Source organism: Streptomyces sp. NBC_01276 (assembly GCF_041435355.1).
Taxonomy (GTDB): domain Bacteria; phylum Actinomycetota; class Actinomycetes; order Streptomycetales; family Streptomycetaceae; genus Streptomyces.
Genome location: NZ_CP108444.1, coordinates 107,918 through 121,737 on the forward strand (window position 1 = coordinate 107,918; position 13,820 = coordinate 121,737).

The 13,820-nt window shown below is 75.5% G+C and carries 2 protein-coding genes; one reads left to right on the top strand and one right to left on the bottom strand.

Going from position 1 to position 13,820, the window contains the following annotated elements:
* Positions 1–4 precede the first annotated feature (4 nt).
* Positions 5–12,325: an SDR family NAD(P)-dependent oxidoreductase gene (locus tag OG295_RS40435; RefSeq protein WP_331733093.1), complete on the bottom strand. Its 12,321-nt coding sequence runs from the start codon at positions 12,323–12,325 to the stop codon at positions 5–7.
* A gap of 244 nt (positions 12,326–12,569) precedes the next feature.
* Here OG295_RS40435 and OG295_RS40440 point away from each other — a divergent pair, with 244 nt between their 5' ends.
* Positions 12,570–13,793, top strand: coding sequence for a cytochrome P450 (locus OG295_RS40440; RefSeq protein ID WP_331733096.1), 1,224 nt, complete (start codon positions 12,570–12,572; stop codon positions 13,791–13,793).
* Positions 13,794–13,820 lie beyond the last annotated feature (27 nt).

Consider the following 13,820-nt stretch of genomic DNA (forward strand, 5'->3'; position numbering starts at 1 on the left):
CGGCTCAGAGGCCGATTTCTCCGTTCAGGATGTCGAAGAGCTCCTCGTCGCTGACGTCGTCCACATCGGTGGCGGCCGGTGGCCGGACCGGGCCGCCGACCTGGGCGAGCAGGGCGCGCAGCCGGTCCTCCAGGTAGCGGGCGGTGACGGGGTCGGGTGCGGCGGTGCGCAGGCCCGCCGCGAGGTCGTCGAGCCGGCGCACGACGGCCGGGTCCGGCCGGTCGCCGGCCGGTGCCAGCTCGCGGTCGAGGAACTCGGCCAGGGCGACCGGGCTGGGGTGGTCGAAGACGAGCGTGGGCGAGAGCCGCAGTCCGGTCTCCGCGCCGAGCCGGTTGCGCAGTTCGATGGCGGCCAGCGAGTCCAGTCCCAGTTCCCGGAAGGAGCGTTCCGCCGGGACGTGGGCGGAGGTTCCGTGGCCGAGGACCGATCCGGTCTGGTTGCGGACCAGGTCGACGAGGAGCCTGCGGCGGGTGTCCGCGTCCGCTCCGGCGAGCCTGCGGGCGAACGCGCCGCGCTCGGCGGCGGGCTGCTTGCGGGGCGGGCGGGCGCCGGCCGGGGTGCGGGCCGGGGCGGCGGCCGGCCGGGCGGCGACGAGGTTGGGTACGTCGGGCAGCGCGAGCGCCGCGTCGAGCAGGGCGAGGGCTTCGGCGTTGGTGAGCGGGACGGTGCCGTGGCGGGCCATGCGGGCGACGGCCTCGGGGCCGAGCCGGCCGGCCATGCCGCGTTCCTCGGCCCAGGGGCCCCACTGGAGGGACTGGGCGGGCAGGCCGAGGGCGCGGCGGTGGTGGGCGAAGGCGTCCAGGAAGCCGTTGGCGGCGGCGTAGTTGGCCTGGCCGGGGCTGCCCATGACGGCGGCCGCCGACGAGAAGAGGACGAACGCGTCAAGGGGGGCGCCCTTGGTCAGCTCGTGCAGGGCGACGGCGCCGGAGGCCTTGACCCGGATGACGCGTTCGAACTGTTCCTCCGTCAGGGTGCCGAGCAGTCCGTCGTCGACGACGCCGGCCGCGTGGACGACCGCCTTGAGGGGGCGGTCCGGGGGCAGCGCGGCCAGCGCGGCGGCGAGGGCCTCGCGGTCGGCGACGTCGCACGCGGCGAGCGTCACGCGGGCGCCGAGTCCGCGCAGGTCCGCGGCGAGTTCCCCGGCGCGCGGGCCGTCGGCGCCGCTGCGGCTGAGCAGCAGCAGGTCGGTGGCGCCGTGCCGGCGTACGAGGTGCTCGGCGACGACCGCGCCGAGGCCGCCGGTGCCACCGGTGATCAGGACGGTGCCGTCGATGGCGGGCGCCGGGGCGGCGGGGGCGGTCCCGGGGGGCGTCGGGCTCTGGGCCCTGCGGACCGGGCGGGGGGCCAGCAGCTTCCCGTCGCGGACGGCGGCCTCCCGCTCGTCCACGGTGAGGGCGCCGGGCAGCGCGGCCCAGGACCGGGGCCGCCCGTCGAGTTCGACGACGAGGAACTTTCCGGGGTGCTCGGCCTGTGCGGTGCGCAGCAGGGCGCGGACGGCTCCCCGGGTCGTGCCGGCCGGGTCGCCGTTCGGGACGACCAGGACGAGCCGGGCCGTCTCCGCGAGCGGGGACCCGGTCCACCGCCGCAGCAGGCAGGCGGTCCGCCAGGACGCCTCGCGGGCGTGGCGGGCCAGGTCGTCCCGGTCGGCCGGCTCGGGCAGTTCCAGCAGGTGCAGGACCGTGGTGGGGGCCTCGGCGGCCCGTTCGAGTGCCTCCAGGTCCGGGTGTGTGGTGACGGCTACGCCGAGTGGTGCGAGCGCATCGGCCAGGGCGGACGCCGGGGCGGTGGTCGGGGCGGACGCCGGGTCGGTGGTCGGGGCGGACGACGGGTCGGTGGTCGGGGCGGACGCCGGGTCGGGCCCGAGCAGTGCCACGGCGCCCGTGGGCGCGGGGCCCGGCTCCAGCGGCTGCCAGTCGGTCTCCAGCAGGGCCGCGGCGTCGCCCGCGAGGTCCTCCGGGCGCATCCGGCGCAGGGTCAGCGAGGTGACCGAGGCCACCGGTTCGCCCAGCGCGTCGGTGATCTCCAGCGACAGGGTGTCGGCGTCGGTCCGCGTCAGGTGGGCCCGTACCGAGGCCGCGCCCGGCCGGTGGAGGGTCATCCCCTGCCAGGTGAACGGCAGCCGGCCGGCGTCGTCGGACCCGCCGGGCGACTCGATGAAGCCGGTGTGCAGGGCGGCGTCGAAGAGGGCGGGGTGGAAGGCGAACCGTGCCGCGTCGTCGGCGTCCGCCGCGGGCAGGGCCACCTCGGCGAAGATCTCGTCGCCCCGGCGCCAGGCGGCCTTCAGGCCCTGGAACGCCGGGCCGTAGTCGAATCCCATGGCGGCGGCGCGGACGTACGCGTCGCCCGCCCCGACCGGTTCGGCACCGTCCGGCGGCCACACCAGCGACCCGGCCGGCGGGACGACGGCCGGCGCGGAGCCGGTGAGGATCCCGCTCGCGTGCCGGGTCCAGGCCGCGTCGGGGTCACCGGCCGGCCGCGCGTACACGGCCACCGACCGGGGCCCGGGTTCCCCGTCGGGGTCCGCGGGTGCCAGCACCGTCTGGACCTCGGCCACGGCGGCCTCGGGCAGGCGCAGCGGGGCGAGGACGGTCAGCTCGTCGAGGGTGTCGCAGCCCGCCTCGCGGCCGGCGCGCAGGGCCATCTCCACGAAGGCGGTGCCGGGCACGATCACCGTGCCGTTGACCACGTGGTCGGCCAGCCACGGGTGCGTACGGGCCGACAGGCGGCCGGAGAGGACCACCTCGTCGGAGGCCGCGTGGTCGAGCACGGTGGTGAGCAGCGGGTGCGCGTCCGGCTCGTACGCTCCGGCCGGGCGCGGGCGCGGCCAGTAGCGCTGCCGCTGGAAGGCGTAGCCGGGCACGCCGGGCGAGCGGGTACCGGGGCCGAAGTACGCGGCCCAGTCGGGGTCGGTGCCCCGGGCGAACAGCGCGGCCAGGGCGGCGGCGAGGGTGTGCTCCTCGGCCTGGCGGCGGCGCATGAGGGGGACGAACCCGGTCGCCCCGGCGTGGGCCTCGGTGACGCACTGCTGGGCCATCGCGGTCAGGACGGCGTCGGGGCCGATCTCCAGGTACGTACGGACGCCGGCGGCCTCCAGGTGGAGGACGGCGTCGTGGAAGCGGACGGCTTCGCGGACGTGCGTCACCCAGTAGGCGGGGGAGGTGAGTTCCCCGGCGGTGGCGAGGGTGCCCGTGAGGGTGGAGACGAGCGGGATCTCGGGGGCGTGGTAGGTGAGGGATTCCGCAACCTCACGGAACGCCTCCAGCATCGGCTCCATCAGCGGGGAGTGGAAGGCGTGCGAGACCGTGAGGCGCTTGGTCTTGTGGCCCCGCTCGGCCAGCTGCGCGGCCACCTCCAGGACGGCCGCCTCGGCGCCCGAAACCACCACCGCCGACGGACCGTTGACCGCCGCGATGTCGACGTCGGCCGACAGCAGCGGACGGACCTCGGCCTCGGCCGCCTGGACGGAGACCATCGCGCCGCCCTCCGGCAGCGCGCCCATCAGGGCGCCGCGGGCCGACACCAGCCGGGCCGCGTCCGCCAGCGACAGCACCCCGGCCACGTGCGCGGCGGCGATCTCGCCGATCGAGTGACCGGCGACGAAGTCCGGACGCAGGCCCAGCGACTCCGCGAGGCGGTACAGCGCCACCTCGACGGCGAAGAGGGCCGGCTGGGTGAACTCCGTGCGGTGGATCTCCTCGCCGCCCCCGAACACCAGGTCCTTCAGGGGGAGGTCGAAGTGGGTGCACGCCTCGTCGAACGCGGCGGCGAACACCGGCTGGGCCTCGTACAGCTCACGGCCCATACCGGGGCGCTGCGCGCCCTGGCCGGTGAAGAGGAAGGCGGACCTGCCCGGGGTGGCCGGGTCGGGGGCCGTGCCGGCCAGAGCCTCCAGGGCGGCCAGGGCCTCGGTCCGGTCGTGTGCGACCACGGCGGCACGGTGCTCGAAGGCCTTGCGGCTCACCGCCAGCGACCGGCCCACGGCCGTGAGGTCGGCCCCGGGATCGGCCGACACCCGGGCCAGCAGCCGCTCGGCCTGGGCGCGGAGCGCGTCCGCGTCACGGCCCGACAGCGGCCAGGGCGCGGCGGCGGGAGAGCGGTCCGACGGCCCGGCGGGGGCTGCGGGTGCGGGGGCGGCGGGTGCGGGGGGTGCCTCCTCCAGGATGACGTGCGCGTTGGTGCCGCTGATCCCGAAGGAGGACACGGCCGCGCGGCGCGGCTCGTCCGCCGGGGCCCAGGCCAGGGGGTCGGTCAGCAGCCGGACCGCGCCCGCCGTCCAGTCGACCTGCGGGGTCGGGGCGTCCACGTGCAGGGTCTTGGGGACGAGGCCGTGCCGCATCGCGAGGATCATCTTGATCACGCCGGCCACGCCGGCCGCGGCCTGGGTGTGGCCGAGGTTGGACTTGAGGGAGCCCAGCCACAGCGGACGGTCGGCCGGGCGGTCCTGCCCGTAGGTGGCGAGCAGGGCCTGGGCCTCGATCGGGTCGCCGAGCGGCGTCCCGGTGCCGTGCGCCTCCACCACGTCGACCTGCCCGCCCGTCAGGCCGGCGTTGGCGAGGGCCTGGCGGATGACGCGCTGCTGGGAGGGGCCGTTGGGGGCGGACAGGCCGTTGGAGGCGCCGTCCTGGTTGACCGCGGACCCCTTGAGGACCGCCAGGACCTCGTGGCCGTTGCGGCGGGCGTCCGAGAGCCGCTCGACGAGGAGCAGGCCGACGCCCTCGGACCAGCCGGTGCCGTCGGCCGCCGCCGCGAACGCCCGGCACCGCCCGTCGGGCGACAGGCCGCGCTGGCGGCTGAAGTCGACGAAGGCGTCGGGGGTGGACATGATGGTCACCCCGCCGACGAGGGCGAGTCCGCACTCGCCGCGCCGCAGGGCCTCCGCCGCGAGGTGCAGGGCGACGAGGGAGGACGAGCAGGCGGTGTCCACCGTCAGCGCGGGCCCCTCGAAGCCGAAGCTGTACGCGATCCGGCCCGAGACGACGCTGCTCGCGCCGCCCGTGCCCAGGTAGCCCTCCAGGTCCTCGGCGGACCGCGCCACCAGGGCCGTGTAGTCCTGGCCGTTGGATCCGACGTAGACGCCGGTGCGGCTGCCGCGCAGGGAGTCGGGGTCGATGCCCGCCTGCTCGAACAGCTCCCAGGAGGTTTCCAGCAGCAGCCGCTGCTGGGGGTCCATGGCGAGGGCCTCGCGCGGGGAGATCCCGAAGAAGCCGGCGTCGAAGTCGCCCACGGCGGGCAGGAAGCCGCCCGCCGTCGCGTACGTGGTCCCGGGCGCGTCGGGGTCCTCGTCGAACAGGCCGTCGAGGTCCCAGCCGCGGTCCTGCGGGAACGGGCCCACGGCGTCGACGCCGTCCGCCAGCAGGGTCCACAGGCCGTCGGCCGAGGTGACCCCGCCCGGGAAGCGGCAGGCGACCCCGACGACCACCACGGGGTCGGCGGCGTCCGCCACCGGGCCCGCCACGGCGGCCTCGGTCACCGAACCGACCAGTTCGCCCCGCAGGAACTCCGCCAGCGCGACCGGGCTGGGGTAGTCGAAGGCGAGGGAGGCCGGCAGGCGCAGTCCGGTGACCGCGCCGAGCCGGCTGCCGAGTTCCACCGAGGCCAGCGAGTCGAAGCCCAGCTGCCGGAAGGACCGCTCGGGGGCGATGGCGTCCGGTGACGGGTGCATCAGCAGGTCGGCGGCGTGCCCGCGGATCAGTTCGACGAGGGCCGCGCGCTGCCGGTCCGGGCTCAGGCCTGCCAGCGTGCCGGCGAATCCGGACGCCGGTCCGGGGAGCGCCGCGCCGGTGATCGCCCGCAGGACGGCCCGGCGGGCCGCCGGGCCGTGGGCCCGTGCGTACCGGTCCCAGTCGATGTCGGCGGCCAGTACGGCGGTTTCGCCGTGGCGGATCGCGCCGTCCAGCAGCCGCAGGGCCCGCCGCGGGCTCATCGGGCGGAAGCCGGTGCGGCGCATGCGTTCGCGGACGACGGCGTCGGCCGCGGCCATGCCCTCGCCGTCCCAGGCGCCCCACGCGACGGCGGTGGCCGGCAGGCCTTCGCGGCGGCGCTGCCGGGCGAGGGCGTCCAGGGCGGCGTTCGCCGCCGCGTAGTTCCCCTGTCCGGCGGCGCCGAGGACGCCGGCGAGCGAGGAGAAGAGGACGAACGCGTCGAGGGCCAGGCCGCGCGTGAGCCGGTGCAGGGTGAGGGCGGCGTCCGTCTTGCCGGCCAGTACGCCGGTGAGCTGCGCGGGGGTGAGGGCGCTCAGCACGCCGTCGTCGAGGACTCCGGCCGTGTGGAAGACGGCCGTCAGCGGATGTTCGGCCGGCACCTCGGCGAGCAGGGCGGCGAGGGCGTCCTCGTCGGAGACGTCGCAGGCCGCGAGGGTGACCTCGGCCCCCAGGGCGGCCAGGCCTTCGACGAGCGCGGCGGCGCCGGGGGCGTCGGCGCCCCGCCGGCTGACGAGCAGCAGGTGGTCGGCGCCGGCCTCGGCGAGCCGGCGGGCGACGTGGCCGCCGAGGGCGCCGGTGCCGCCGGTGACCAGGACGGTGCCGCGCGGCGACCAGTCGCGGGCGGGCTGCGACCCCGACCAGCCGGTCCGCACCAGCCGCCGGGCGTGGAGCCCGGAGGGCCTCAGGGCGGTCTCGTCCTCGTCGGCGCCGCCGCACAGGAGGGCGCACAGCCGTCGCAGGGCGTCGGCGTCGGGCTCCTCGGGCAGGTCGACCAGGCCGCCCCAGCCGGCGGGGAGTTCCAGCGCGGCCACCCGGCCCAGGCCCCAGAGCTGGGCCTGGCGGGGACGCACGGGGCCGTCGTCGTGGCCGTCGACCGCGACGGCTCCGCGCGTGGCGATCCACAGGGGCGCCGACAGGCCGGTGTCCCCGAGGGCCTGGATCAGGGCGAGGGTGGCGGCCGTCGCGTCGGCGCTGTCGGCGGTCTCTCCGCCGGTGCCGACGCCGGTGCCGGTGTCGGTGTTGACGCCGGTGTCGACGCCGAGGAGGGACAGCACGCCCGCGAGGCCGTCCGCCGGGAGGGCGGGGGCGATCCGCCGGGCGAGGACGGTCCGGTCGTGCTCGGCGGCGGTCAGGGGCAGCTCCACGACGTGGGCGCCCCGGTCGGCCAGCGCGGCGAGGACGGCGTCGGTGGCCCCCGCCCGGCGGCCGGCGTCCGTGACGACCAGCCAGGAGCCGGGCGCTGCGGGCGCCTCGGAGGGGTCGTCGAGGCGCTCCCACGTCTCGCGGTAGAGCAGGTCGTCGTCCGTTTCGGGGAGGCGACCGGAGGCGGCCGTCAGGGGCGCGGCGGGCCAGTAGCGCTGCCGCTGGAACGGGTACGTCGGCAGGTCGACGCGGCGACCGGACAGCAGGCGCGTCCAGTCGGGGTCGAAGCCGCGGACGAACGCTCCCGCGAGGGCGGACGTCAGGGTGACCGTCTCGGCGCGGTCGCGGCGCAGCAGGGGCAGGAGGGTGGCGGGTTCGTCGAGGCAGGCCTGTCCCATGGCGGTGAGGACGGCGTCGGGGCCGATCTCCAGGTAGGTGCGGACGCCGGCCGTCTCCAGGTGGCGCATGGCGTCGTGGAAGCGGACGGCCTCGCGGACGTGCGTCACCCAGTAGGCGGGGGAGGTCAGTTCCCCGGCGGTGGCGAGGGTGCCCGTGAGGGTGGAGACGAGCGGGATCTCGGGGGCGTGGTAGGTGAGGGACTCGGTGACTTCGCGGAAGGCCTCCAGCATCGGCTCCATCAGCGGGGAGTGGAAGGCGTGCGAGACCGTGAGGCGCTTGGTCTTGTGGCCCCGCTCGGCCAGCTGCGCGGCGACCTCCAGTACGGCCCGCTCGGCGCCTGAAATCACCACTGATGAGGGCCCGTTGACCGCCGCGATGTCCACATCGGAGCGGAGTAGCGGGCGGACCTCGGCCTCGGCCGCCTGGACGGAGACCATCGCGCCGCCCTCCGGCAGCGCGCCCATCAGCGCACCACGGGCCGACACCAGCCGGGCCGCGTCCGCCAGCGACAGCACCCCGGCCACGTGCGCGGCGGCGATCTCGCCGATCGAGTGACCCGCCAGGAAGTCGGGGCGGATGCCGTAGGACTCCAGCAGGCGGTACAGCGCCACCTCGACCGCGAAGAGGGCCGGCTGGGTGAACTCCGTGCGGTGGATCTCCTCCCCGCCCCCGAACACCAGCTCCTTCAGCGGCAGGTCGAAGTGCGCGCACACCTCATCGAACGCGGCGGCGAACACCGGCTGCGCCCCGTACAGCTCACGGCCCATCCCCGGACGCTGCGCGCCCTGGCCGGAGAAGAGGAAGGCAAGCTTCCCGCCGGACACCGCGCCCTCGACGGCCCCGGACGCCGGACGGCCCGCGGCCAGGGCCTCCAGGGCGGACAGCAGACCGTCCCGGTCCGCCGCCACCACGGCCGCCCGGGTGCCCAGGGCCGCCCGCGAGGTCGCCAGCGAGAAGGCCACGTCCGCCACGTGCAGGTCCGTGTCCGCCGTCACCCGCTCCAGCAGCCGGCCCGCCTGCGCCCGCACCGCCTGCGCGTCCCGGCCCGACAGCACCCACAGGGGCAGGGGGGCGTCCGCCGTCGGCGGCTCCGGCGCGCTGAGGGGCGGTGCTTCCTCCAGGATGACGTGGGCGTTGGTACCGCTGATGCCGAAGGAGGAGACGGCGGCCCGGCGGGGTTCGCCCGTCTCGGGCCAGGTGACGCTCTCACCGAGCAGTTCGACCCGGCCGGCCGTCCAGTCGACGTGCGGGGTGGGCGCGTCGACGTGCAGGGTGCGGGGCAGGATGCCGTGGCGCATCGCCGTCATCATCTTGATGACGCCGGCCATGCCCGCCGCGGCCTGGGTGTGCCCCAGGTTCGACTTGACGGAGCCCAGCCACAGCGGCCGGTCCGTCGCCGCCCGGTCCTGTCCGTAGGTGGCGAGGAGCGCCTGCGCCTCGATGGGGTCGCCGAGGGTCGTGCCCGTGCCGTGGGCCTCGACGGCGTCGACCTGCCGGGCCGTCAGGCCGGCGTTGGCGAGGGCCTGACGGATGACGCGCTGCTGGGAGGGGCCGTTGGGGGCGGACAGGCCGTTGGATGCGCCGTCCTGGTTGACCGCGGACCCCTTGAGGACCGCGAGGACCTCGTGGCCGTTGCGGCGGGCGTCCGAGAGCCGCTCGACGAGGAGCAGGCCGACGCCCTCGGACCAGGCGGTGCCGTCGGCGGCGGCGGCGAAGGGCTTGCAGCGGCCGTCGGGGGCCAGTCCGCGCTGGCGGCTGAAGTCGACGAAGGAGGCCGGGGTGGACATCAGGGCGACACCGCCGGCCACGGCGAGCGAGCATTCGCCCCGGCGCAGGGCCTCGGCCGCGAGGTGCAGGGCGACGAGGGAGGACGAGCACGCCGTGTCGACGGTCAGCGCGGGGCCCTGGAACCCGTAGAAGTAGGACAGCCGGCCCGACAGGACGCTGCCCGCGCCGCCCGTGCTGAGGTACCCCTCCAGGCCGCTCTCCCCGGCGAGCCGGGGCGCGTAGTCGTGGTACATCTGCCCGGCGTAGACGCCGGTGCGGCTGCCGCGCAGGGAGTCGGGGTCGATGCCCGCCCGCTCGAACAGCTCCCAGGAGGTCTCCAGCAGCAGCCGCTGCTGGGGGTCCATGGCGAGGGCCTCGCGCGGGGAGATCCCGAAGAAGCCGGCGTCGAATTCGGCGGCCCCGTCGAGGAACCCGCCGTCGCGGGTGTACGTGGTCCCGGGCGCGTCGGGGTCGGCGTCGAACAGGCCGTCGAGGTCCCAGCCGCGGTCCTGCGGGAAGGGGCCGACGGCATCGGCGCCGGAGGCGACCAGCCGCCAGAGTTCCTCGGGCGATCCCACACCGCCCGGGAACCGGCAGGCGGCGCCGACCACGACGACCGGGTCGGCGGCGTCGGCCCGCGGGTCCTGCCCGGCCCGCTCCCCCTGCGCGGGGGCGGAGGTCCCGTCGAGGAGTGCGCCGCGCAGGAAGCGGGCCAGCAGGAGCGGGCTCGGGTGGTCGAACGCCAGCGAGGCCGGAAGCCGCAGGCCGGTGGCGGTGGACAGGCGCGTGGCCAGCCTGACCGAGGCCATGGAGTCGAAGCCGAGCGGCCGGGACCGCTCGCGGGGGTCGGAGGCGGGGGCGGTGCCGCGGACGTCGGCGATGGCGTCGGCGACGATGCGCAGCAGGCGCCGTTCGCGGCCGGCCTCGCCCAGGGGGGCCAGTTCCGCGGTCAGCCTCAGCGTCAGTGCCGGGTCCCCGGTGGCCGTGGCGGTGGCGGTGGCGCGTGCCGGCTCGTCGCCGAACGCGTGGACGCGGACGGCCGGTTCGCCCTCGATCAGCGCGGCGTCGAGGCCTTCGGCCAGCTCCCGCCCGGTGACCTCCGGTGCCGCGCTCAGGGAGAGCGCCGTACGGCCGTCCGCGCGCAGGCGCCGGGCGACGGCGTCGAAGACGGTACCGGGTACGGCACCGGGCCCGGTGGGGGTGAGCAGGACCACGGCGTGCGTGTCGAAGCCGGTCAGGGCACGGTCGACCGCCTCGGCGTCGGCGGGGTCGCAGGCGGCGCGGACGACGTCCGGGCACAGGTGGGCGCCGGTCAGGTGGGCGGCCAGGGCCGCGGCGCGGTCCTGCTCGCCCGGTCCGGTGATCAGGAGCACGGGGGTGCCGGCCAGTGCGCTCGTGTCGTCGGCGGGGAGCGAGGCGGGCAGCGGCGCCGGTTCGGGCAGGGTCCGGCCGACCCGCTCGTGGTGGGTGGAGCCGGCCGCGAGGAGCCGCGAGGGCTCGGAGCCGTTCCCGACCAGGCCGCGGACGGTCTTGCCGGAGGCGGTCCGGGGGATGCGGGTCGTGAGGTGGAGCGCGGCGGGCACCTTGAAGTAGGCGAGCTGCTCGCGGCACCGGGTCAGGATGTCCGCGGGCGACAGGCTCCGGCCGTCCTTGGGCACCACGTAGGCGACGGGGACCTCGCCTAGTCCGGGGTGGGGGCGCGCGACCACGGCGGCGTCGGCGACGGCTTCGTCGGCGCGGATCAGGTCCTCGATCTCGGCGGGGTGGATGTTCTCGCCGCCCCGGATGATCAGTTCCTTGAGCCGTCCGGTGATGGTCAGGAAGCCGTCGGCGTCGAGCCGTCCCAGGTCGCCGGTGCGGTACCAGCCGTCGTGGAAGGCCGCCGCGGTCGCCTCGGGGGCGTGGTGGTAGCCGAGCATCAGGCTGGGGCTGTCGACCCAGATCTCGCCCTCGTCGCCGCCGGAGACGTCGAGCCGGGTGGCCGGGTCGACGACGCGCAGGCCCAGGCCCGGTACGGGGCGGCCGCAGGAGCCGGGGACGCGCGGTCCGGTGAGCGGGTTGCAGGTGATGACGCCGGTGGTCTCGGTGCTGCCGTAGCTGTCGATCAGCGGGACGCCGAAGGCCTCGGCGAAGCGTTCGCCGAGGGCCGCGCCGGTCACCGCGCCGGCCACCAGGAACGCCCGCAGTCCGGTGAGGGCCGGTTCGCCCTCGCCCGCGCTGTCCAGCAGGTGGTGGCACAGCGTCGGGACGGCCGCCATCAGGGTGTACGGGGCCGCGCGCAGTTCGGCGATCACCTCGCCCGGAGTGAAGTCGGCCATGATCCGCGCGGAGGCGCCGGTGGCGGTGACGCCGAGGACGCAGAGGTTGAACGCGAAGCTGTGGTGCAGCGGCAGGGGCCACAGCAGCCGGTCGTCCTCGGTGATGCCGAGGACCGCCGGGTAGCCGGCCGCGACGGACCGGAGGCCGGCGCGCTGGGTGGACAGGACGCCCTTGGGGGCGCCGGTGGTGCCGGAGGTGTAGAGCATCCAGGCGACCTCGTCGAGGCCGAGGTCGTCCGGGGCGGGCACGGCCGGGTCGGTGGCGCACAGCCGCGCGAAGTCGTGGACGTCGTGGGTGGCGGGGGTGGCGGGGGTGGCGGGGGTGTCCTCGGGGGTGTCCTCGGGGGTGTCGCCCGGTGCGGAGAGGACGACGAAGCGGATGCCGTGGCCGACCGCGTCCAGGCGGCGGTACTGCGCGAGGCGGGGCGCGTCGGTGATGACGAGGACGGCTTCGGAGTCGTCGAGGACGTGCCTCAGTTCCGCGTCCCCCGCGTGCGGGTTGACCGGTACGGCGACGAGGGACGCCCGGGTCGCGGCGAGGAATCCCTCTACCGTCTCCACCCGGTTGCCCAGGTGGACGAGGACGCGTCGGCCGCGGCCGTCCGCGAGGGCGGCGAGGTGACCGGCGAGCCGGCCCGTCGTCGTCGCCAGTTCCCCGTAAGTGACGCCGCGCGTCCCGTCGGAGTAGGCGGTCCGGGCGGCGCGCTCGCGTGCGTGCTCCCGGAGGAGTTCCGAGATCGGCCTGACAAGGCCGGCCCGCACACCCTGCTCCCCCATTGCGTGTCCCTCGCATCCGATCGACCACATTGATCCGGACCAATGCTCTTACCGAACGGGAGAAAGCTTTATGAATTTCTTTGGCTTCCCCCGCCAGGCGGCCGATACTATGCGAACCGACAAGCGAGATCAACTTCAATAGTGGTGTTACCCAGGGCGACCCCTATCAGCCCCTATAAACCCCTGAGGAAACCCCTACCAGAGCCCGCCAGGCAACCCCTATAAAGCAATCCGAGGAGTATTCGTGTCCCTTCCGATAATGGATGACGAGTTTTTGAGCAACCCCTATCCGGCCTTCGCCGGCCTCAGGGCGCAGGGGCCGGTGCACCGGATGCTGCTGCCCAGCGGCCTGCGGGTATGGGCGGTTGTCAGCCACGAGGAGGCCCGGGTCGCGATGACCCACCCGGCGCTGTCCAAGGACATCGACACCTCCGTCGAGCTGGGCTACTTCGACCGCGAGATGAGCGCCGGCGGCACGCCCCGGCTGGAGCACAGCTCGGTGGGCCGGCACATGCTCAACATGGACCCGCCGGGCCACACCCGGCTGCGCAAGCTGGTCAACAAGGCCCTGACCGCGCGGAGCGTGGAGCGGCTGCGGCCCACGATCGAGCGGATCAGCGCGGACCTGCTGGACGCGGCCGAGAAGGCCGCCGCGGAATCGGGCGACGGCACCGTGGACCTCGTGGAGCACTACACCGCGGTGTTCCCGGTCAAGGTGCTCGGGGAGCTGCTGGGCATCACGGCCGAGCACCTGCCGATCCTGGTGGGGCTGACGGGCGCCATCATGTCGAACGACAACGAGAACGCCGGCGCGAACATGGCGAAGTTCGGGCAGCACATCGGCGCGATGATCCAGCAGAAGCGGGCCGATCCGGGCGACGACCTCATCAGCGCCCTGGTGACCGCCCGCGACGACCAGGACCAGCTGTCCGACGTGGAACTGGTCTCGACGGTCTTCCTGCTGGTGGTGGCGGGATACGAAACCACCGTGAACATGATCGGGCACGGCGTGCGGGCGCTGCTGAACCATCCGGAACAGCTCGCGGCGGTCCGCGAGGACCCGGCCCTCATTCCGGCCGCCAACGAGGAATTCCTCCGCTACGAGGGTCCGGGGAACCGGGCGACCCTGCGCTACGCGACCGAGCCGCTGGAACTGGGCGGCGTGACCGTCGGGGCGGGCGAATACGTGTCGGTGCTGCTCGGGTCGGCCAACCGGGACGAGGCGAAGTTCGCCTGCCCGCACATGCTCGATGTGGCCCGGTCCACCAACGGACATCTGGGATTCGGGCACGGAATCCACTACTGCGTCGGCGCGCCGCTCGCCCGTGCGGAAATGGAAATCGCGCTGCGCGATATCCTCACCCGATTCCCCGGCCTTTCCCTCGCCGTGCCGGATTCGGAATTGCGCTGGCGCAAGAGTTTCATGATGCAGGGCCTGGAGACGCTTCCGGTGCGACTGCGCCCGTAGCGGGAAGCGGGAAAAGGAAAGGGCCTG